The organism is Priestia sp. 3CA3 (genome assembly GCF_056836725.1).
The window spans coordinates 405,935-426,249 of sequence record NZ_JBXENJ010000001.1; the positions used below are offsets into that span (position 1 = coordinate 405,935).

Below are 20,315 nucleotides of genomic sequence, written 5' to 3' on the forward strand. Positions count from 1 at the left end.
GTGTGAATAAAGAAAGATACATCTTTCAGTAGTATGCCCAACTTTACCAACTTTATAGAAGCGAATGACGACACGGGGAGAGACTACTTGAATGTAGCGCCGAAGGAGCAAGCAATAAAATTGTGAATCTCTCAGGCAAAAAGACTCTTGTTTGACGCAGCTCTGGAGAGTGTCTATGCGTTTATAGACCACCCACGAGGCAAACCTATTCGTTTATAGGTAAACTTTCAGGTGAAAAGGACAGAGACTTCCTACTAAATACAGTAGGGGGTTTTCTGTCCTTTTTTGTTTGGATACATAGTGATCCCCACACTATTTGAAAACTCCCCGTTATGAAAAGTTTCACGTGAAAAAGAGGAGGACATAAATATGACAACAGAATTACACAAAACGCCGCTTTATGATACCTATCAAAAATATGGTGCCAAAACAATTGATTTTGGAGGATGGGCTCTTCCCGTTCAATTTTCTTCTATTAAAGAAGAGCATGAAGCTGTACGTACAAAGGCAGGTCTTTTTGATGTCTCTCATATGGGAGAAATTCTTGTGACAGGAGCTGATAGCTTAGCTTTTCTTCAGCATACGATGACAAATGACGTTTCTACCCTTGTAGATGGAAAAGCGCAGTATACGGCTATGTGTTATGAAGACGGAGGCACGGTAGATGATTTGCTGATTTACAAAAAAGCAGATCAAGAGTATTTGCTGGTCGTAAACGCTGCTAATATTCAAAAAGACTATGAGTGGCTTGTGTCTCACAAACAAGGAGATGTAACGCTCGTTAATCAATCTGATGAAACTGCGCAGCTAGCATTACAAGGTCCTTTAGCAGAAAAAGTTTTACAAACGTTAACGAATAAAAATTTAGCTTCATTAAAGCCATTTACATTTGCTGATGATGTAGAAGTAGCGAATGTAAAAGCTCTCGTTTCACGTACTGGATATACCGGAGAAGATGGTTTTGAAATTTATTGTTCTTCAGCTGACGCCTCTCACTTGTGGACGGCTATTTTAGAAGCAGGAAGTGAGGACGGTGTGTTGCCTTGCGGACTAGGCGCTCGCGATACGCTTCGTTTTGAAGCTACTTTGGCTTTATATGGCCAAGAGCTTTCAAAAGATATTACGCCCATTGAAGCTCGAATTGGATTTGCAGTAAAAACGAACAAAGATAGCTTTATTGGAAAAGAAGTGTTAAAAGAACAGCGTGAAAGCGGGGCACCTCGTAAGCTGGTAGGAATTGAAATGATTGATAAAGGTATACCAAGACACGGTTACGAAGTATTTGCAGATGAAGAACAAATTGGATTTGTGACAACAGGTACACAGTCACCGACATTAAAGAAAAACATCGGTCTAGCGCTATTATCAGCAGAGTATACAGAGCTTGGTCAAGAAGTGGAAGTGCAGGTTCGGAAAAAACGCTTAAAAGCAAAAGTGGTTTCAACACCTTTTTATAAACGTTCAAAGTAAGCTTTGGGGAGGAATTTAACATGTTACATCGCTATTTACCAATGACAGAACAAGATCAGCAGCAAATGTTAGCAGCAATTGGTGTTTCATCCGTTGATGATTTATTTTCAGATATTCCGCAGCGCGTTCGTTTTCAAGGAGAATACAATATTAAAAAAGCGGCTTCAGAGCCTCAGCTGTTAAAAGAATTAAATAATATGGCTGCAAAAAATGCTCATTTGAAAGAATATTCTTCTTTTTTAGGAGCGGGAGTTTATGATCATTACATGCCGGTTATTGTTGATCATGTTATTTCTCGTTCGGAATTTTATACGGCCTATACTCCGTATCAACCGGAAATTTCTCAAGGAGAACTTCAGGCCATCTTTGAATTTCAAACAATGATTTGTGAGTTAACGGGGATGGACGTGGCCAATTCTTCTATGTATGACGGAGGAACTGCTTTAGCAGAAGCCGCTATGCTCAGTGCGGGTCAAACGAAAAAGAAAAAAGTACTTGTCTCTGCGGCCGTTCACCCTGAGTCAAAAGATGTGTTAAAAACGTATGCGAAGGGTCAATACATTGAAGTGGTAGAAATCCCTGCAGCAGACGGCGTAACAGATATGATTGCATTAGAAAAAGAGATGGGAAGTGACGTGGCAGCTGTTATTGTCCAGTATCCAAATTTCTACGGACAAATCGAGCCGTTAAAAGAAATTGAAGAAATTACTCATCAAGAAAAATGTATGTTTGTGGTTTCAAGCAATCCTTTATCATTAGGTTTACTTACGCCTCCTGGAGAATTTGGAGCTGATATTGTCATTGGAGATGCACAGCCATTTGGTATTCCAAGTCAATTTGGAGGCCCGCACTGCGGATACTTTGCAACTACGTCTAAGCTTATGCGGAAAATTCCAGGACGATTAGTAGGGCAAACGGTGGATGAAAACGGTAAGCGAGGGTTTGTTTTAACCCTTCAAGCTCGTGAGCAGCATATACGCCGTGATAAAGCGACGTCTAACATTTGTTCAAATCAAGCGTTAAATGCTTTAGCGGCATCAGTTGCCATGACAGCTTTAGGCAAGCAAGGTGTAAAAGAAATGGCGCTGCAAAACTTATCAAAAACGCATTATGCATATGAAGCGTTAAAGGCAAAAGGGGTAAATGTAGCATTTGAAGGACCGTTTTTTAACGAATTAGTCGTGAAGCTTCCTGTTTCGGTAACAGAAGCAAACAATCATTTATTAGCATCAAAAATAATTGGCGGTTATGATCTTAGCCGTGATAACCAAGCGCTTGAAAATCACATGCTGCTTGCTTTTACAGAACTCCGTACAAAAGAGGAAATTGACCAACTTGTAAATGAATTGGGGGATCTTCATGCTTAATCAAAATCAATCACTTATTTTTGAAAGCAGTAAAGAAGGGCGAATCGGCTATTCATTGCCGGAGTTAGATGTTCCGCAAGTAAATGCTGAAGAGCTGCTTGGAAAAGCGTATGTCCGTACCGAAGCTCCTGAGCTTCCTGAAGTATCAGAACTCGATATTATGCGTCATTACACCGCGCTTTCAAAACGAAATCACGGAGTGGACTCAGGGTTTTATCCGCTTGGTTCATGCACGATGAAATATAATCCAAAAGTGAATGAACAAGCAGCACGGATTGCTGGGTTAGCGCATATTCATCCGCTTCAAGATGAGCAAACGGTTCAAGGTGCTCTCGAACTTTTATATGATTTACAAGAGCATTTAACAGAAATTACGGGAATGGATGAAGTAACACTTCAGCCAGCAGCGGGTGCTCATGGCGAGTGGACCGGGCTTATGATGATTCGTGCCTATCATGAAGCAAATGGTGAGACGCAGCGAACAAAAGTCATTGTTCCAGACTCAGCTCACGGAACGAACCCTGCTTCGGCAACAGTTGCGGGATTTGAAACGGTAACGGTAAAATCAAACGAACATGGTTTAGTGGACTTAGAGGATTTACGCCGCGTAGTGGGAGAAGATACAGCCGCTTTAATGTTAACAAACCCAAATACGCTAGGGTTATTTGAAGAAGATATTTTAGAAATGGCTGAAATTGTTCACGCAGCAGGTGGAAAGCTTTATTATGATGGTGCAAATTTAAACGCAGTATTAAGCAAAGCTCGTCCTGGAGATATGGGATTTGACGTTGTTCATTTAAATCTTCATAAAACCTTTACAGGTCCTCATGGAGGCGGCGGTCCTGGTTCCGGTCCGGTAGGGGTAAAAGCAGATTTAATTCCGTATCTGCCTAAACCAGTGCTTGTGAAAACAGAACAAGGCTATCACTTTGACTATAACCGTCCTCAGTCAATTGGACGCGTAAAGCCGTTTTACGGCAACTTCGGTATCAACGTTCGCGCTTATACGTATATTCGTTCAATGGGTCCAGACGGCTTAAAAGCCGTAACGGAAAACGCTGTGCTAAATGCCAACTATATGATGCGTCGTTTAGCAGAACACTATGAGCTGCCGTTTGACCGTCACTGTAAGCACGAATTTGTTTTATCAGGAAAACGTCAGAAAAAGCTTGGCGTGCGCACATTGGATATCGCGAAACGACTGCTTGATTTTGGCTATCATCCGCCGACTATCTACTTTCCTCTTATCGTAGAAGAGTGCATGATGATCGAACCAACGGAAACGGAGTCGAAAGAAACGCTAGATGCGTTTATCGATGCGATGATTCAAATTGCAAAAGAAGCAGAAGAGACGCCTGAACTCGTACAGGAAGCTCCGCATACAACGGTTGTGAAGCGCCTTGATGAAACGCTGGCAGCGAGAAAACCAGTTCTTCGCTATCAGAAAGAACAGGCTGTTCAAAACGTCTAACAAAAAACCTCGCCCAAAGGCGAGGTTTTTCTATATACATACCATTATTTTTTCTTTTTTACTTTACCGTTCCACATTTTGAAGCCGCCTTTTAAATCATAGATTTCTTTAACACCGTGGCGACGAAGCATTTGTGCTGCACGTCCTGTGCGCATTCCGCTTTGACAATAGATGTACACAGGCTGATCCGGACGAAATTCTTTAATGCGCATACGGAACTGTGAAAGAGGAATATTTCGTGCGCCTAAAATATGTCCGTTTTCGAATTCATTCGGTTCGCGAATATCAACTAGCTGTGCCTTGCGGTAGCCGCTGCGGAATTCTTCTTCAGTTAACGTTTTCATAATGCGACGTTGGATAAAGAACATAACGACAGAGTATATGATGATTACTCCAAGTAAAATGAGTACTGCTGTAATTGGTGACATGCTGATTCTTCCTTTCTTCGACAAAATCCATACTCTTATTATATAAGTGAATGAAATTAGAAGTAAAGCGATTTTGCCTTGAATCTAGCGGATTTCTTCCCGAAAATGAAAAAACTACCACATTTGAATTCGCAGTTTTATGTTGCTCTTTGCTTTTCCTTAGCTCAATCTTTTGGTAGACTAAAAAACGGATTTATTTTTTATATTACATATAGCTGAGGATGAGGTAGATGAAAGCAAAGTGGAGATTTATTGATTCCAACAACCGTTCGCCTTATTACAATATGGCGTTAGATGAAGCGTTATTAGAATGGCATAGTAAAGGAGAAATTCCACCTACGATTCGTTTTTACGGATGGAACCCTCCAACGCTGTCGATCGGTTATTTTCAAAAAGCTGAAAAAGAAATTAACTTTGATAAAGTAAAAGAATTAGGATTAGGCTTTGTGAGACGTCCAACGGGCGGCAGGGGCGTGCTTCATGATGAAGAGCTTACTTACAGCGTCATTGTATCTGAAGAGTATCCTAATATGCCTAAGACAGTTACAGAGGCATATCGCGTCATCTCTGAAGGTTTACTGGAAGGATTTCGTTCGTTAGGGCTCGAGGCTTATTTTGCTATTCCTCGTTCAGAAGAAGAAAAAAATAGCTTAAAAAACCCTCGTTCGTCCGTGTGCTTTGATGCTCCTTCTTGGTATGAACTTGTTGTAGAGGGCCGCAAAATTGCTGGAAGTGCCCAAACTAGACAAAAAGGAGTTATTCTACAGCACGGCTCTATTCTGTTAGAGATTGATGAAGATAAATTATTCAGCGTGTTTAATTATCCAAATGACCGCGTGAAAGAAAGAATGCAGCGCGCATTTCGTTCTAAAGCGGTAGCCATCAATGCAATTGCGGGCCGCAAAATTTCTATCGAAGAAGCAAAAGAAGCGTTTTATAAAGGATTTGCTTCTGCTCTTGATATCGATTTAGAACCGTATACACTATCTGAAGAAGAGGAAGCATATGTAGAAGAACTAGCGCGCACAAAGTACGGATCGGATGAATGGAACTTTAAGCGCTAAACGAATGCGGATGGTAAATAGATAAAAGTGCAACTTCTTATAAGTTGCACTTTTTATTGGAATTTTTAGAAACAATGCTTGGCTAATAGAATACATACGGAAGAAAAGTCAAACACTTTTTTTACGAAAAAAAAAATATTTCACTTGACACCCTTCTATATGTAGATGTTTGGAGAAGTGTCAAATACTATATATTGAATTCGTCCAAGCCGTGTGGTAAGTTATTGATAGTTGATTGAAAAACTCTATTTCCTTTAAAAGGAAATAGAGTTAATAAATTTATAGATGTTCGATAGGTAAGGAGTTGTGAGAATGACTGTTTTGTTAAATCAAAAAGTGAATATGAATGTTGAAAAGCTCAATTCAGATATTGAACGCTTTCCGCAAGTACATCCGATTACACCGGATATGAAGTTAACTCATAAAGGTGTTTCAAGATTGGTAATGTTAGACCGCTATGCGTTTAAAGATACGGAAAAATTAACGTTATCAGAAGGAGATTTTGTTGTTCTAACTGTAAAGGAAGACCCAAAATTTCCAGCACGAGGACTTGGCTATGTGGAAAGCATTAATTTTGAGCAAAAAACCGCTGTTGTCAAGGTAGAAGATGAGTTTAGAGGAGCTTTATCACCTGAAGAAGCAGAAAATGGGTTAATTATTCGTTCTTTAGATGTCATTGAAAAACCTCTAGAGGTCTTCTATGAGCAAATTGCAAAACGTAATGCAACAGGCTTAGCTTCTGTGGAAAAAACAGAAGAAAAGCGCAAAGAGTGGTTTGAAAAGTTCTATCAAGAGCTTGTTCAGCTAAACTTTGTACCAGCTGGCCGCGTTCTTTACGGTGCAGGTGCTGACACGGACGTAACGTACTTTAACTGTTACGTAATGCCTTATGTAAAAGATTCACGTGAAGGTATTTCAGAACACCGCAAACAAGTAATGGAAATCATGAGCCGCGGAGGCGGTGTTGGAACGAATGGTTCAACTCTTCGCCCGCGCAACACGCTGGCTCGCGGTGTAAACGGCAAATCATCTGGTTCGGTTTCATGGTTGGATGATATTGCTAAACTGACGCATCTTGTTGAGCAAGGTGGGTCGCGTCGTTAACAAACCGGCGACGTAATCTCGTGAATTGCTGGAACACCCTTAGAGCTTTCTTCACCACAACGTGATCGGCAACGATGAGCGTGATGGTTAGAAAAGAGGAAAGATTGGGCAATCAGCAGCCAAGTGTCTTTGGAAACGAAGATAAAGGTTCAACGACTATTGAAACTTCCTAAAAGTTCTAATGCAATAAAACTTTAGTGAATAAAGTAGGTGTTATGATGGAAGCAAAGGAAGGAGTAAACCATAGCAAACGGCAACGTCGCTATGGGGCACGAGACAAAGGGATTTTCTTCTTTGATGATATAGTCTGATCTTACATGAAAGTGTAAGAGTACGGCAGAAATGACCGTACCCTTCTTAACGAAGAGTAACAAATTGGGGGCACAAATGATCATGCTTGCCGACTGGCATCCTGACATTGTAGAGTTTATTATTTCTAAAATGCAAAACCCTCGCATTTTACGTTTCTTAATTGAAAACACAAATGACGAAATGATTAAAAAGCACGCGCAAGATAAATTGAAGTTCACGCCGCTAACAGAGTCTGAAGAAGCAATGTACCAAGGAATCATTAACTATAAACAAATTCCTGGTCTTGGTGGGTTCAGTGAAAAAATCATTAAAGATGCAGAAGAAAAGCTGCAAACTGGCGGAACGTACAGCGTTCATAACTCAGAGTTTTTAACAGGAGCAAACATTTCTGTATGCTTAACAAAAGATTTTATGGATGCTGTTGAAAACGACGGTGAATACGAACTTCGCTTCCCAGACGTAGAAAGCTATTCAAAAGAAGAAATGGCTAACTACAATGAAAACTGGCACGAAGTAGGCGACGTGCGCGAGTGGGCAAAACAAGGAAACAAAGTTCGTACGTACCGTACTATCCGTGCAAAAGAGCTATGGAACCTAATTAATATTTGTGCAACGTACTCAGCTGAACCAGGCATTTTCTTCTTTGACAATGCCAATGACATGACAAATGCTCAAGCATATGGTCAGCACGTTGTTGCAACGAATCCATGTGGTGAACAACCACTTGCACCATTCTCTGTTTGTAACTTAGCTGCTGTTAACTTAGCGCAAATGGCAGATAAAGAAACAAAAACAGTTAACTTTGAAAAGCTACGTCAAACGGTTGAAACTGGCGTTAGAATGCAAGATAACGTTATTGATGCAACTCCTTATTTCTTAGAAGAGAACCAAAAGCAAGCGCTTGGCGAACGCCGCGTTGGTCTTGGTGTAATGGGTCTTCACGATCTTCTTATTTATTGTGAAACAGAATACGGCTCTGACAAAGGCAATGAGTTAGTAGATAAAGTGTTTGAAACAATTGCCACGACGGCTTACCGCGCGTCTGTAGAGCTTGGAAAAGAAAAAGGAAGCTTCCCGTTCTTAGTGGGCGAAACAGATGCTGAAACGGCTTCTTTACGTGAAGCATTTACAAATACAGGCTTCATGAAAAAAATGCCTGAAGATATTCGTGAAAACATTAAAGAGCACGGTATCCGAAACTCTCATTTATTAACAGTAGCGCCAACAGGCAGTACTGGAACAATGGTTGGAGTATCAACGGGTCTTGAACCTTATTTCTCATTCTCATACTTCCGAAGCGGCCGTTTAGGTAAATTTATTGAAGTAAAAGCTGATATCGTTCAAGAGTATTTAGATCAGCATCCAGAAGCAGATCCAAACAACCTTCCTGAATGGTTCATTTCAGCTATGGAACTTGCACCACAAGCTCACGCGGACGTGCAATGTGTGATTCAGCGCTGGATTGACAGTTCAATTAGTAAAACAGTAAACGCTCCTCGTGGTTACACGGTAGAGCAAGTTCAAAAAGTGTACGAGCGTCTGTATAAAGGCGGAGCAAAAGGCGGTACAGTGTACGTAGACGGAAGCCGTGATGCACAAGTCTTAACGCTAAAAGCAGAAGAAAATACATTTGATGAAGAAATTGAAGCGCCAAAAGAAGAAACAAAACCGCACGTGGTGTTAGTTGATACAATTAACGAAATTCGTTCAACTGATGTAACAATCGGTTCTGAAGTAGGCAATACTTGTCCGGTTTGCCGTCAAGGAACGGTAGAGGAAATGGGCGGATGCAACACATGTACAAACTGTGGTGCACAGCTGAAATGCGGCCTTTAATTTTTAATCATGATTGACTAGTAAAAGCTGACTCAAGTGAGTCGGCTTTTATTATGTATGAAAATGGGGCATAAATAAGAAGCGGGAACGAACGGTTCTTGTATTTGAATAAGCATTGTAGTATGATTTTGATTGAATGTCTTTTATCCAGTTTTATCTTATGACATCGCTTTATTTACACGTTTTTTTCACATAGATTATCAAACATGAACACGATATCACTATAAGAAACAGACATTTATGATTTATTATTAGTAATACATAATATTAATTGGGGGAGATTTCATGCCTACACCGAGTATGGAAGATTATATTGAACAAATATATATGCTAATTGAAGATAAAGGATACGCTCGAGTGTCTGATATTGCTGATGCATTGGCGGTTCACCCCTCATCTGTAACAAAGATGGTTCAAAAACTAGACAAAGATGAGTACTTAATTTATGAAAAATATCGAGGCCTTGTTTTAACAGCTAAGGGACAGAAGATTGGAAAACGTCTTGTTTATCGCCACGAGCTCTTAGAGCAGCTATTGCGAATCATTGGCGTGGATGAGAAGAATATTTATGATGACGTAGAAGGAATTGAACATCATTTAAGCTGGAATTCCATTGATCGAATTGGGGACTTAGTTCAATACTTTGAAGAAAATCATAACCGTATTCAAGATCTTCGCAATGTACAAAAACGAAATGAAGAAGAGCAAAAATTATAAGGAAAAAGCAGCGGCCAATAGCGTCACTGCTTTTTTTCTTTTTATCATAACTTGTTGCTGAGTCGACTACAAATGTAGAGTAGGTAGTTTGGAGGAGAGGCTGTGTACGTCGACGGAGTATTTTCAGGTGGCGGTATTAAAGGGCTTGCACTGATTGGTGCGTTACAAGCTCTAGAAGAAAAAGGCTTTATTTTTCGGCGGTTAGCGGGAACGAGTGCGGGTTCCATTATTTGTGCATTTGTAGCAGCTGGTTATACAAGTGAAGAAATCGTTGAAATGATGAATGAAATTGAGTTATCTTCTTTCCTAGATCAAAGAATGTCCTTTTTACCATCGAGCTTGACAAAATGGCTGTTTTTATATTGGAAAATGGGATTATATAAAGGAGAAAGGCTTGAAAAGTGGATTGCTGAGAAGTTGCGGAGCAGAGGAATTCGTACATTTGCTGATTTGCCTGATCAGTCGCTGCGTATTATTGCGTCAGATTTGACCAACAGTACGATGCTTGTTCTTCCAGATGATTTGCCTAAATATCACATTGATCCGAATCGTTTTTCTGTAGCAAGAGCCGTTCGGATGAGCTGCAGCATTCCATATTTTTTTGAGCCGGTTAAATTAAAATCTACTCCAAGCAGTTTAATAGTCGACGGGGGAGTGTTAAGCAACTTTCCAATTTTTTTATTTGATGATGATAAAAGTTTGAAGAAACGACCGGTAATTGGTGTGAAGCTGAGTCCGAAGGACGAAGAGAGAGAACGGAATAAAATTAAAAATGCCGTTGGTTTATTCAGTGCGCTTTTTGAGACGATGAAAGATGCGCACGATGCAAGACATATTTCAAAACGTCACGAAAAAAATATTATCTTTTTACCTGTTAATCAAGTTTTTGCGACAGAATTTACCCTCACAGAAGAACGGAAGGAAGAGCTGATTGCGTTTGGCAAAAAGCGTACAAGGGCATTTTTGAAAAAATGGTGCTATTAAAAAAACAAGGAGGCTTTTCTCCTTGTTTTTTTAAAAGAATGCTCTATTTTTCTTTTTTCCTTTTTTACCTTCGATGACGGTCAAGTGTGAGTTGTTTTTCTTTTTCTTTAGCGGTTTCGTTGATTTGGATACCGGGCGCTTATTTGAGCTTCGGTACGTATGCATATCAACTTTGTTGCTTCCTCGCTCTTTTTCTTTTTGACGCAGTTTCGATTGCTTTACTGCGCGCACATAGCCTCTATCTTGACCTTTTGTCTGAGAAGGGCGGAGAATAAACCGATAAACTAAGTAAAACAAAATGATAAACAGAAAAATATAACCTGCTTGACGTAATAAAACAGCTGGATCTGTAATCAACGTAAATGCAAAGCCAATGACTCCTAACCCGATTAGACCATATACAAGTGGTTTCACGAATGGACGTCTCATTTTGTTCACCTCCTAAAATAGTAAAAAAAGAAAGCAAAACGGTGTGGATTAGACAACTTGTTCGTCAGTGGTAGAAGAAAGTTCATTTTCAACGCGTAAAAGTTCTTTAAATGAAGCAATCGCAACTTCAACTTGATCATCTTTTGGTTCTTTGGTTGTTAAAAGCTGAAGCCATAAACCGGGATAACCTAAAAAGCGAAGAAGAGGGACATGACGAACTTTATTGGTTAACTGTAACACTTCAAATGATAAACCAAGGACAACTGGAATTAATGCAAGGCGATCCACAATTCGTAACCAAAGAGGATCCGTTGGAACTAGTAGGTAGACAAACATTCCTACAACTACGGTAAAGAGGATAAAGCTACTTCCGCAGCGATAATGAAGTCGAGATTGTGCTTGAACGGCTTCTACCGTAAGTTCAGCATTGTTTTCATATGCATTAATGACCTTGTGTTCTGCTCCATGATATTGAAACACCCGTTTAATAAGTGGCGTTTGTGAAATCACATAAATATAGCCAAGGAGCAATAATAGTTTAAATACTCCTTCAATAAAAACTTGAGCTACACTTGAAGTGAAAACAGGACGTGTCAATTGTGCTAAAAACACAGGAATCAATGTAAATAGTACTTTCCCGAAAAGAAAGGATATTACACCAATAGTTGCAACGCCAAATATTAAAGATAGTTTTGATTCTTTTTTCTCTTTTTGTTGTTCTGCTGCTACTTGAGCATCATCTTCTGGATTCACGTCATAGCGTTCAGAGGAAAAGTTCAAGTGCTGCGTACCGTTTGCACTGGCTTCAACAATAGCAGCAATTCCTCGTAAAAAAGGAATTTTTTTTAAAGCAGTGAGTACGGAATTTGATTTTCTTTTTGAATGAAAATAATCAATAGATTGATCTTTGCGGCGAATAGCCGTCACCATCATACGTTTGCCACCGAACATGACACCTTCTATAACGGCTTGACCACCATACGCAGGTTTTTGTAATTTAGACATTTCAGGCACCAACCTAACTTAACTAGACTAGACTTCTTAGTATTTTATATTCTACAGCAAAATCAAATAAACCTCTAGGCGGATGCATGTTATCTAGTTTAGCCAATATTTTTCATCTCCACACCCTTCATATGAATTTTTTTCCTTTCATTTATAAAATTTGTTTATGAAACTCTGTGCGAAGTAGTTTTAAAATGTCTCTGCGATATCAGGCGCCCTTCTTGCGTATAGGAAGAGTAATAAACGTAAAAACTTAGAAATGAGTCGGTAGGAAATGAGAAAAAAGTTCATACTACATCAAGAGGTGATTAATATGTCAGAACCTAAAGAACAGCATGAAAAAAAACAGGATAACCAACCTACGCATAAACAGGAAATATCTTTTTTATTTAAAGCCATCTTTATTTCCTTTTTTGGAGGGGTTTTCTGGAGCTTTATTGGCTATTTAAATTATCTGTTTAGCTTTAGTGTTATCAATCCAAATATGCTTTTAGATCCGTGGGCATTAGGTGATTGGAAGGATAAAGGAATAGGTGTTATCGTCAGTATTTTTCTCATAGGGGTATTATCTATTGTTGTCGGGTTGTTATACTACGTCCTATTAAAGAAGTTTAAAACAATTTGGATAGGTTTTGCTTACGGCTTATTATGGTGGGCAATCGTATTCGTTGTTTTGAATCCGCTCTTTCCTAACTTGAAAACAATTGGAGAGCTTCCAGCTAACACAATTATTTCATCCCTCTGTATTTATATTTTATATGGTGTATTCATCGGATATTCCATTTCTTTTGAAGCGGCAGAGCTTCAAACAAAAGATGAATCTACAGATTTTCAAACGGCGAATAAGTAGTGTGAATGTTCCAACGTATGCTAATATATTCTATATAATGATTTAAAAAGAAAAATAAAGTGTAAATTCACACAAGTGAGCTGCATAAAGGGTGCGTAGTAGGGGAGAGTGTTGAAATAAGATGAATAAGATTTTAGTAATAAACGGTCCTAATTTAAACCGTTTAGGCGTACGCGAACCAGCGGTATATGGGACAGATAATCTTCAAAATCTTGAAGAGAAGCTTCAGCGAGCAGGCAGAGACCATGGGGTAGAAGTTGAGTGCGTACAGTCTAATCACGAAGGTGTAATTATCGACTGGATTCACGAAGCGGATGAGAAGTTTGATGGGATTATGATCAATCCTGGTGCTTTTACTCACTACAGTTATGCCATTCGAGATGCGATTGCCAGTATATCTGTTCCTGTTATTGAAGTGCATATTTCGAACGTACATAAGCGTGAAGAGTTTCGCCACCATTCGGTGACGGCACCTGTTACGCATGGTCAAATTGTCGGGTTAGGTTTATACGGATACGAGCTTGCTCTGCAGGCACTTTTACAATTAAGGGGGAAATAAAATGAAAATCGAAAAACTACGCGAACAGTTTTCAAAGTTGAATGTAGACGGTGTTGTCGTTACAAGTGAATATAACAGACGCTATATGACCAATTTTACAGGATCTGCTGGTGTCGTTATCATTTCTGAAGACAAAGCGGCATTTGTAACAGATTTTCGTTATGTTGAACAAGCAACTAGTCAAACAGAAGGTTTTGATATCGTTCAGCACAAGGGTCCTATTGTAGAAGAAGTAGCGAATGTAGTGAAACAATTTGGAATTAAAAAGCTTGGTTTTGAACAGAATTATGTTACATATGGACAGCATCAATTATTTGATAAGCATATCGGAGCGGAACTTGTTCCAATCTCGCGCGCAATCGAAAACTTACGCTTGATAAAGAGTGACTCAGAGATTAAGATATTAAAGGAAGCTGCAAAAATAGCAGATGCAGCATATGAACATATTTTAACCTTTGTTCGTCCTGGTTTAACAGAGCTTCAAGTATCGAATGAACTGGAGTTCTTTATGAGAAAACAAGGCGCAACATCTTCATCTTTTGATACAATTGTTGCTTCAGGGCATCGCGGGGCTTTACCGCATGGTGTTGCTTCTGACAAAGTAATTGAAAAAGGCGAACTTGTAACGCTTGATTTTGGCGCATACTATAATGGTTACTGTTCAGATATCACACGAACATTTGCCGTCGGTGAAGTAAGTGATAAGCTAAAAGAAATTTATAATGTCGTACTGCAAGCAGAGCTTAACGGAATGAACGGTATCAAAGCAGGTATGACGGGTAAAGAAGCAGATGCGCTAACGCGTGATTATATTACAGAACACGGATACGGCCAGTATTTTGGACATTCGACCGGTCACGGCGTAGGGTTAGAAGTACACGAAGGCCCATCGCTTTCTGTGAAATCTACAGATGTACTGCAGCCAGGTATGATTGTAACCGTTGAACCAGGTATTTACATACCAGACTTAGGGGGCGTTCGTATTGAAGATGATACGGTCGTCACAGCAGAAGGTAATGAGGCATTATCGCACTCATCAAAAGAGTTCATTATTTTATAAAATGTAGGAGGATTTCTTCATGATTTCAGTAAATGATTTTCGTACAGGTTTGACAGTAGAAGTAGACGGGGGTATTTGGCGTGTAATGGATTTCCAACACGTAAAGCCTGGTAAAGGCGCTGCATTCGTTCGCTCAAAACTACGTAACCTTCGTACAGGAGCTGTGCAAGAAAAAACGTTCCGTGCAGGTGAAAAGGTAGGAAAAGCTCAAATTGATAATCGTAAAATGCAATATCTATATGCAAGCGGCGATCAGCACGTATTCATGGACAACCAGTCTTATGAGCAATTAGAGCTTCCGGCGAGTGCAATTGAATATGAGCTAAAATTCTTAAAAGAAAATATGGAAGTCGCAATTATGATGTATCAAGGTGAGACATTAGGTGTTGAACTTCCAAACACAGTTGAGCTTAAAGTAACAGAAACTGAACCTGGTATTAAAGGTGACACAGCTTCTGGCGGTACAAAACCAGCAACTGTTGAAACTGGTTTAACAGTAAACGTTCCTTTCTTCGTAAATGAAGGCGACGTATTAATTATTAACACAACAGACAGCAGCTACGTATCACGCGCGTAATTCGGTCGTGTAAGCAAGCTGCAAACACACGAAAAAGGCAGAGAATGATTCTCTGCCTTTTTTGTGTGTTTTTTTGTGCTAACCCTTCCTTATTTTGCATAGGTTGTACTAAACAACGCAGAGATATAGGAGGGGCTTATGAAGCAGTGGTTGGATCATTTAAACGGTACGGTATTAACGATGGCGTGCCTTCGATTTATTTCTTCATTTATTGAGTTTATTGCCGCTATTTTAATTGTCACAAACAATGATGTGAAAAAAGCGTTAATGATTAATGGAATGCTAGCGCTTGTTGGTCCGATTGTAATGGTGAGTTCTTTCACCATTGGTTTAGTGTCCGTAGCAGATCAATTATCTTTTGGAAAATTAATCATGATTGTAATAGGAGTGCTCTTCATTTTAATCGGTGTTTTTAAATAAAAGGTAGGCATAAAATGGTCAAGCTCATAATACATTGAAGTGAGTTCAAATATGAGGGGATGAATATGTTAAACGAAATACTTGCAATTTTTCCGCCTAATTTAAAAAAGACTGTTGAATTTTATGTCACAAACCATTCTCATGTGCTAGAAGAAATTCGAGTGCGCATAGGAAGACCTGTCGAATTTACAATCAACAATCAGCCTTATTTCGAATCGTATCTTCCAAGTGCAGAAGATGCTTTATTTATCTTAAATAAACTAAGCCAGTTTTCGATTTATATGATTGAAGAAGAATTAAAAAAAGGATATGTCACCATTGAAGGCGGACACCGGGTTGGACTAGCGGGAAAAGTTGTAACGGAAAATGGACAGGTTCGTGTGATTCGTGATGTATCATCCTTTAATATCCGGATTGCTAAACAAAAGATTGGCATTTCGAATCAGCTTATTCCTTTTTTATACAATCGCTATTGGCAAAGTACGGTCATTATAGGACCTCCTCAAACAGGAAAAACAACCATGATTCGTGATTTAGCCAGAGTAATAAGCACTGGCATAGAGCGCTCTAAGATTCCTCCGTTTAAAGTAGGGATTGTAGATGAACGATCAGAAATTGCTGGGGCTGTTAAAGGGGTTCCTCAGCATACATTCGGATCTAGAATGGATTTATTAGATAGCTGTCCGAAAGCTGAAGGCATGATGATGATGATTCGCTCCATGAGTCCCGATGTACTGGTCGTGGATGAAGTTGGAAGTGAAGAAGATTGTAAGGCCGTACTTGAAGCCGTTAATGCTGGTGTTCGTGTCATTATGACTGTTCATGGGTATGACATTGACGATTTAATGAAGCGTCCCACTTTGCAAGCTTTAATGAAACTTCACGTATTTAAAAAGTATGTTGTGCTATCGAACAGCCGAGGTCCTGGAACACTTCAGGCTATCTATGATGAGCATTATAACTCCATGAAATTGACCGCTGAAAAGTCGCTTATTGAAAATAGTAAAGGGTGATGGTGTATGAAACTGTTTGGTGCCATCTTTATCTTATTTGCTTCCACTTACACTGGATTTGAGTTTGCAAAGCAGCTTAGCGAAAGACCTAGGCAGCTCAGGCAATTAAAAACGGCTCTTCGGTCCTTAGAAGCGGAAATTATGTATAGCAACCGGCCTCTTCAAGAAGTTGCTCATTTGTTATCTCTACAGCTTCCTAACCCTTTAGCTTCTTTATTTAGTGAGTTTTCAATGAAATTAAAAGAAGGTACTGAAAGTGTCAAGGAAGCTTGGGAAAAGACGTTGGACCAATTTTGGAAACAAACCGCACTTAAAACAGGAGAACTGGAAATCTTAAAACAATTTGGTGAAACGCTTGGTCAGCATGATCGTTATTCGCAGCAAAAGCATATTTTGCTGACGCTGAACCATCTCGAACGCGAAGAACAAGATGCAGTTGATAAGCAGAATCGCTATGAAAAAATGGTTAAAAGTTTAGGCTTTCTATCTGGATTGCTACTGGTCATCCTATTGATGTAGCGATGGAGGAGGATTGAATGTGGGAATTGATATGAACACCATTTTTCAGATTGCTGGGATTGGTATCGTCGTAGCTTTTTTAGTCACCGTACTCGAACAGATGGGAAAAAAAGATTACGCGAATTGGGTTACCCTCATCGGTTTTATTTATATTTTATTTATGGTTGCTTCGATTGTGGAGGACTTATTTCAAAAAATCAAATCGGTTTTTTTATTTCAAGGGTAGAGGGGTGATTTGCCATTGAAATGCTTCAAATTGTGGGCTTAGGATTAGTAGCGACATTTTTGGCACTCATTTTAAAAGAACATAAATCACCTATTGCTTTTTTACTTGTCGTATTCGTGGGATCCGTGATCTTTCTTTTTTTAATTGATCAAATCTACGAGATTATTAAGATGGTCGAGCGGCTGTCGATCAATGCTCACGTTAACATGATTTATGTGGAAACCATTTTGAAAATCATTGGTATTGCCTATATCGCCGAATTTGGTGCTCAAATTACGAAAGATGCAGGACAAGGTGCCATTGCTTCTAAAATTGAATTAGGTGGAAAAGTGCTGATTCTCTCCATGGCAATTCCTATTTTGACGGTCATTATTGAAACGATTATTTCAATGCTGCCCAATTAATTTTACTTAATATGAGGTGACGAAATGAAGCGGTGGACGTTTAAAGTGAATATACTCGCTCTTCTTTTGTTCCTCTTTTTTTTCTTTCCAGAAAATGTACAAGCTTCCGAACCCCCGAAGCAGCAAGAACTTGTCAATGAACAAATTGATAAGCTCGGTATCGATGAAGTCAAACAGTTTTGGGACGATATTATTACCCAATACGGCGGCTTTTTACCCGAGAGTCAGAAGGGAAGTTTAGTCGATTTTTTAAAAGGAGAAAAAGAGTTCTCTCTTAAAGAATGGCTAGGAGGTCTTGTAAAGTTTTTATTTCACGAAGTATTAGCGAATGGAAAGCTCCTCGGTACACTCATTATGCTAACGGTTTTTAGCGTGTTTTTGCAAACGCTCCAAAGTGCGTTTAATCAGCAAACCGTAAGTAAAGTAGCGTATGCGCTTGTATATATGGTTTTGATCATCATTGCTCTTAATAGTTTTCAAATTGCTATTTCTTATGCAACAGGAGCGATCGAGACCATGACCAAATTCATTTTAGCTCTGGTGCCGCTGCTGCTTGCCTTAATGGCATCATCAGGAGGAGTTGTATCGGCAGCCTTTTTTCATCCGATGATTTTGTTTTTAATGAACACCAGCGGTTTGCTTATTCAATACGTAGTGATGCCGCTGCTTTTTCTTTCAGCACTGCTTAGCATTGTGAGTACGATTTCAGATGAGCATAAGGTTACACAGCTTGCTCAGCTGTTGAGAAATATAAGCATTGGCGTGCTTGGAATATTCCTAACTGTTTTTTTAGGTGTGCTATCCGTCCAAGGTGCCACATCAGCTGTTGCTGACGGTATTACGATTCGAACGGCAAAGTTCGTCACAGGGAACTTTATACCTGTTGTAGGACGTGTGTTCACAGATGCGGCTGATACAGTCATCAGTGCCTCGCTTCTATTAAAGAATTCAGTAGGGATTGCTGGAGTAGCAGTCTTACTGTTAATCGTCGCATTTCCGGCTATTAAAGTGTTAACGCTCGCTTTTATCTATAAGCTAGCAGCAGCTCTTCTTCAACCCATTGGAGGAGGACCGGTTATTTCCTGCTTGAGCATTATCAGCAAAAGCGTCATCTATATTTTTGCGGCGCTTGCTGTTGTCTCGCTTATGTTTTTCTTATGTTTAACGGTCATCATTACAGCGAGCAACGTCACAATGATGGTGAGGTGAAGAAATTGCAGGCCTTAACGACGTGGATTACGAATATCGTTCTTTTTATCTTATTAGCTACCATTATTAATTTACTGTTGCCCAATTCTAGTTTTCAAAAGTATACGAAGCTGGTGGTTGGACTTCTTTTGATGCTGATTATTATTACACCCGTTTTTCAAATTTTTAAAGTGGATGTTAATCAAATGCTGAAATCACTTAGCTTATCATCTATTCGATCCGATCAACAGGTAGAAAATTCAATAGAAAATCAGAAAAAAGAAATACAAGCTTCACAACGTGCATATATTTTAGAACAAATGGCTGTCCAAATGGAGGCAGATGTAAAAGAGGAGTTGATGGATCAGTATGGTGTAGCAATTGATCGAATTCACATTGAAACAAAAAAGCCGAACGACGAACCTACCGCTGATAATATTAAATCCATTTCAGTTGCCGTAAGTAAAAAAGCATCGGGTGATTCCGAGGTTGTTTCAGCTGTGAAAGTTATTTCTATTGATACCTCCACACCGATCGAAACAAACAAACCAACAGAATCCAAGAAATTATCCAACTATTTAGCAGCAAAATGGGATGTAAAACAAGGCCAAGTTGTTGTGAATATGGAGGAGGGAGACACGAAATGAGTCAAAAGCCAGAAAAAGGTGACCCATCATTTTTTCAGCGGTTCTTTTCACTTAAACAGTCATCAACTACGAAGAAACCTTCAAAGTTAATGTATATAGGTATTTTACTAGCTGCAGGCGTTATCTTTATGGTATTTAGCAACTCACTCACAACATCTATGAATTCAGGCGGATTATTAAAGAGTGCAAGCAAAGAAACCAGCGCACCACCCGTATCACAAGATATTCCTGCTTTTAGCTCCAAAAAGACAACAACGATGACAGGTTATGAAGAGCGGTATGAGGAAGAATTGAAAGATATTTTAGATCAAGTTAGAGGCGTAAGTAAGGTAAAAGTAATTGTGAACCTAGATGCAACAGAATCCAAAATATATGAAAAAAACAGCGTGACAAAATCGCAAACGACCAACGAGACGGACCGTGAAGGAGGGACTCGTAAAGTTGAAGATTCCTCAACAGATGAACAGCTGGTCATTGTAAGAAGTGGAGAACAAGAAAAGCCTGTTGTAGTCAAAACCGAAAAGCCAAAAGTCAGAGGTGTGTTAGTTGTCGCTAAAGGAGCTGATAATATCGAGGTAAAGAAATCTATTATTGAAGCCGTGACAAGAGCGCTCGATATACCAAGTCATAGAGTAGCAGTATTAGCGAAAAAAGGATGAGGGGGA

The 20,315-nt window shown here is 39.4% G+C and carries 21 protein-coding genes, 2 pseudogenes and 1 riboswitch; of the genes and pseudogenes, 20 read left to right on the top strand and 3 right to left on the bottom strand.

Annotated elements, in window-relative coordinates; translation table 11 throughout:
• Positions 1-64: 64 nt before the first annotated feature.
• A riboswitch (glycine riboswitch) is annotated at positions 65-157 on the top strand.
• Between the two features lie 212 nt (positions 158-369).
• The 3 genes from gcvT to gcvPB are packed head-to-tail and all read left to right on the top strand — an operon-like array spanning position 370 to position 4,308.
• Positions 370-1,470 carry a glycine cleavage system aminomethyltransferase GcvT gene (gcvT, locus tag AC1VNJ_RS02090; RefSeq protein ID WP_049166198.1) on the top strand — a complete coding sequence of 367 codons (1,101 nt, stop codon included), beginning with the start codon at positions 370-372 and terminating at the stop codon, positions 1,468-1,470.
• A 20-nt stretch (positions 1,471-1,490) separates the two neighbouring features.
• Positions 1,491-2,837: an aminomethyl-transferring glycine dehydrogenase subunit GcvPA gene (gcvPA, locus tag AC1VNJ_RS02095; RefSeq protein ID WP_033579704.1), complete on the top strand. Its 1,347-nt coding sequence runs from the start codon at positions 1,491-1,493 to the stop codon at positions 2,835-2,837.
• Positions 2,830-4,308 (top strand): aminomethyl-transferring glycine dehydrogenase subunit GcvPB, encoded by a 1,479-nt coding sequence (gcvPB, locus tag AC1VNJ_RS02100; RefSeq protein WP_028411605.1) that lies wholly within the window; start codon positions 2,830-2,832, stop codon positions 4,306-4,308. Before gcvPA ends, gcvPB begins: the two co-directional genes overlap by 8 nt.
• Before the next feature lie 44 nt (positions 4,309-4,352).
• Here the strand turns inward: gcvPB and AC1VNJ_RS02105 are convergent, their stop codons facing one another.
• Positions 4,353-4,736, bottom strand: coding sequence for a rhodanese-like domain-containing protein (locus AC1VNJ_RS02105; RefSeq protein WP_049166196.1), 384 nt, complete (start codon positions 4,734-4,736; stop codon positions 4,353-4,355).
• A gap of 230 nt (positions 4,737-4,966) precedes the next feature.
• Between AC1VNJ_RS02105 and AC1VNJ_RS02110 the strand changes: the two genes are divergently transcribed.
• From AC1VNJ_RS02110 to AC1VNJ_RS02130, 5 genes and pseudogenes are all read left to right on the top strand, one after another.
• Positions 4,967-5,800, top strand: a complete 834-nt coding sequence (locus tag AC1VNJ_RS02110; RefSeq protein WP_013085005.1) for a lipoate--protein ligase family protein — start codon at positions 4,967-4,969, stop codon at positions 5,798-5,800.
• 312 nt (positions 5,801-6,112) lie between these two features.
• A pseudogene (locus AC1VNJ_RS02115) lies at positions 6,113-6,901 on the top strand (ribonucleotide reductase N-terminal alpha domain-containing protein); the annotation flags it as partial.
• Positions 6,902-7,273: 372 nt separating this feature from the next.
• Positions 7,274-9,052, top strand: a pseudogene (locus AC1VNJ_RS02120) (vitamin B12-dependent ribonucleotide reductase); the annotation flags it as partial.
• A gap of 285 nt (positions 9,053-9,337) precedes the next feature.
• Entirely contained in the window at positions 9,338-9,769 is a 432-nt protein-coding gene (gene mntR / locus AC1VNJ_RS02125) for a transcriptional regulator MntR (RefSeq protein ID WP_013085004.1), read from the top strand.
• A gap of 102 nt (positions 9,770-9,871) precedes the next feature.
• Positions 9,872-10,753, top strand: coding sequence for a patatin-like phospholipase family protein (locus AC1VNJ_RS02130; RefSeq protein ID WP_028411603.1), 882 nt, complete (start codon positions 9,872-9,874; stop codon positions 10,751-10,753).
• A gap of 30 nt (positions 10,754-10,783) precedes the next feature.
• Here AC1VNJ_RS02130 and AC1VNJ_RS02135 read toward each other — a convergent pair whose 3' ends face one another.
• The gene (locus AC1VNJ_RS02135) at positions 10,784-11,182 is read right to left on the bottom strand and encodes an SA1362 family protein (RefSeq protein ID WP_013059160.1); all 399 of its coding nucleotides are present in this window, start codon (positions 11,180-11,182) and stop codon (positions 10,784-10,786) included.
• Between the two features lie 48 nt (positions 11,183-11,230).
• Positions 11,231-12,187, bottom strand: coding sequence for a DUF1385 domain-containing protein (locus AC1VNJ_RS02140; protein ID WP_014458240.1), 957 nt, complete (start codon positions 12,185-12,187; stop codon positions 11,231-11,233).
• 313 nt (positions 12,188-12,500) lie between these two features.
• Here AC1VNJ_RS02140 and AC1VNJ_RS02145 point away from each other — a divergent pair, with 313 nt between their 5' ends.
• From AC1VNJ_RS02145 to spoIIIAG, 12 genes are all read left to right on the top strand, one after another.
• Positions 12,501-13,037, top strand: a complete 537-nt coding sequence (locus tag AC1VNJ_RS02145) for a YqhR family membrane protein (RefSeq protein ID WP_028411601.1) — start codon at positions 12,501-12,503, stop codon at positions 13,035-13,037.
• A gap of 121 nt (positions 13,038-13,158) precedes the next feature.
• Complete coding sequence (gene aroQ, locus AC1VNJ_RS02150; RefSeq protein ID WP_013059157.1) at positions 13,159-13,596, top strand: type II 3-dehydroquinate dehydratase; 438 nt, start codon at positions 13,159-13,161, stop codon at positions 13,594-13,596.
• Between the two features lies 1 nt (position 13,597).
• A complete protein-coding gene (locus AC1VNJ_RS02155; RefSeq protein ID WP_063248523.1) occupies positions 13,598-14,656 on the top strand; it encodes a M24 family metallopeptidase in 1,059 nt (352 codons plus the stop codon).
• A 19-nt stretch (positions 14,657-14,675) separates the two neighbouring features.
• Positions 14,676-15,233, top strand: coding sequence for an elongation factor P (gene efp / locus AC1VNJ_RS02160; protein ID WP_013059155.1), 558 nt, complete (start codon positions 14,676-14,678; stop codon positions 15,231-15,233).
• 138 nt (positions 15,234-15,371) lie between these two features.
• On the top strand, positions 15,372-15,653 hold the full coding sequence (locus AC1VNJ_RS02165; protein WP_028411599.1) for a YqhV family protein: 282 nt from the start codon (positions 15,372-15,374) through the stop codon (positions 15,651-15,653).
• 65 nt (positions 15,654-15,718) lie between these two features.
• Positions 15,719-16,666 carry a stage III sporulation protein AA gene (gene spoIIIAA, locus AC1VNJ_RS02170; protein ID WP_482640279.1) on the top strand — a complete coding sequence of 316 codons (948 nt, stop codon included), beginning with the start codon at positions 15,719-15,721 and terminating at the stop codon, positions 16,664-16,666.
• A 6-nt stretch (positions 16,667-16,672) separates the two neighbouring features.
• On the top strand, positions 16,673-17,185 hold the full coding sequence (gene spoIIIAB, locus AC1VNJ_RS02175; protein ID WP_028411597.1) for a stage III sporulation protein SpoIIIAB: 513 nt from the start codon (positions 16,673-16,675) through the stop codon (positions 17,183-17,185).
• Positions 17,186-17,204: 19 nt separating this feature from the next.
• Positions 17,205-17,411 carry a stage III sporulation protein AC gene (gene spoIIIAC / locus AC1VNJ_RS02180; RefSeq protein ID WP_013059151.1) on the top strand — a complete coding sequence of 69 codons (207 nt, stop codon included), beginning with the start codon at positions 17,205-17,207 and terminating at the stop codon, positions 17,409-17,411.
• A gap of 20 nt (positions 17,412-17,431) precedes the next feature.
• On the top strand, positions 17,432-17,815 hold the full coding sequence (gene spoIIIAD, locus AC1VNJ_RS02185) for a stage III sporulation protein AD (protein WP_013059150.1): 384 nt from the start codon (positions 17,432-17,434) through the stop codon (positions 17,813-17,815).
• Between the two features lie 24 nt (positions 17,816-17,839).
• Positions 17,840-19,024 (top strand): stage III sporulation protein AE, encoded by a 1,185-nt coding sequence (gene spoIIIAE, locus AC1VNJ_RS02190; protein ID WP_013059149.1) that lies wholly within the window; start codon positions 17,840-17,842, stop codon positions 19,022-19,024.
• Positions 19,021-19,650 carry a stage III sporulation protein AF gene (gene spoIIIAF / locus AC1VNJ_RS02195; RefSeq protein ID WP_224980536.1) on the top strand — a complete coding sequence of 210 codons (630 nt, stop codon included), beginning with the start codon at positions 19,021-19,023 and terminating at the stop codon, positions 19,648-19,650. Before spoIIIAE ends, spoIIIAF begins: the two co-directional genes overlap by 4 nt.
• Positions 19,647-20,309 carry a stage III sporulation protein AG gene (spoIIIAG, locus tag AC1VNJ_RS02200; protein WP_028411595.1) on the top strand — a complete coding sequence of 221 codons (663 nt, stop codon included), beginning with the start codon at positions 19,647-19,649 and terminating at the stop codon, positions 20,307-20,309. Before spoIIIAF ends, spoIIIAG begins: the two co-directional genes overlap by 4 nt.
• Positions 20,310-20,315 lie beyond the last annotated feature (6 nt).

Excerpts from the sequence above, each read along its gene's own strand:
- gcvT (WP_049166198.1), top strand. The coding sequence starts at position 370 with ATGACAACAGAATTACACAAAACGCCGCTTTATGATACCTATCAAAAA.
- gcvPA (WP_033579704.1), top strand. The coding sequence starts at position 1,491 with ATGTTACATCGCTATTTACCAATGACAGAACAAGATCAGCAGCAAATG.
- gcvPB (WP_028411605.1), top strand. The coding sequence starts at position 2,830 with ATGCTTAATCAAAATCAATCACTTATTTTTGAAAGCAGTAAAGAAGGG.
- AC1VNJ_RS02105 (WP_049166196.1), bottom strand. The coding sequence starts at position 4,736 with ATGTCACCAATTACAGCAGTACTCATTTTACTTGGAGTAATCATCATA.
- AC1VNJ_RS02110 (WP_013085005.1), top strand. The coding sequence starts at position 4,967 with ATGAAAGCAAAGTGGAGATTTATTGATTCCAACAACCGTTCGCCTTAT.
- mntR (WP_013085004.1), top strand. The coding sequence starts at position 9,338 with ATGCCTACACCGAGTATGGAAGATTATATTGAACAAATATATATGCTA.
- AC1VNJ_RS02135 (WP_013059160.1), bottom strand. The coding sequence starts at position 11,182 with ATGAGACGTCCATTCGTGAAACCACTTGTATATGGTCTAATCGGGTTA.
- AC1VNJ_RS02140 (WP_014458240.1), bottom strand. The coding sequence starts at position 12,187 with ATGTCTAAATTACAAAAACCTGCGTATGGTGGTCAAGCCGTTATAGAA.
- AC1VNJ_RS02145 (WP_028411601.1), top strand. The coding sequence starts at position 12,501 with ATGTCAGAACCTAAAGAACAGCATGAAAAAAAACAGGATAACCAACCT.
- aroQ (WP_013059157.1), top strand. The coding sequence starts at position 13,159 with ATGAATAAGATTTTAGTAATAAACGGTCCTAATTTAAACCGTTTAGGC.
- AC1VNJ_RS02155 (WP_063248523.1), top strand. The coding sequence starts at position 13,598 with ATGAAAATCGAAAAACTACGCGAACAGTTTTCAAAGTTGAATGTAGAC.
- efp (WP_013059155.1), top strand. The coding sequence starts at position 14,676 with ATGATTTCAGTAAATGATTTTCGTACAGGTTTGACAGTAGAAGTAGAC.
- AC1VNJ_RS02165 (WP_028411599.1), top strand. The coding sequence starts at position 15,372 with ATGAAGCAGTGGTTGGATCATTTAAACGGTACGGTATTAACGATGGCG.
- spoIIIAA (WP_482640279.1), top strand. The coding sequence starts at position 15,719 with ATGTTAAACGAAATACTTGCAATTTTTCCGCCTAATTTAAAAAAGACT.
- spoIIIAB (WP_028411597.1), top strand. The coding sequence starts at position 16,673 with ATGAAACTGTTTGGTGCCATCTTTATCTTATTTGCTTCCACTTACACT.
- spoIIIAD (WP_013059150.1), top strand. The coding sequence starts at position 17,432 with ATGCTTCAAATTGTGGGCTTAGGATTAGTAGCGACATTTTTGGCACTC.
- spoIIIAE (WP_013059149.1), top strand. The coding sequence starts at position 17,840 with ATGAAGCGGTGGACGTTTAAAGTGAATATACTCGCTCTTCTTTTGTTC.
- spoIIIAG (WP_028411595.1), top strand. The coding sequence starts at position 19,647 with ATGAGTCAAAAGCCAGAAAAAGGTGACCCATCATTTTTTCAGCGGTTC.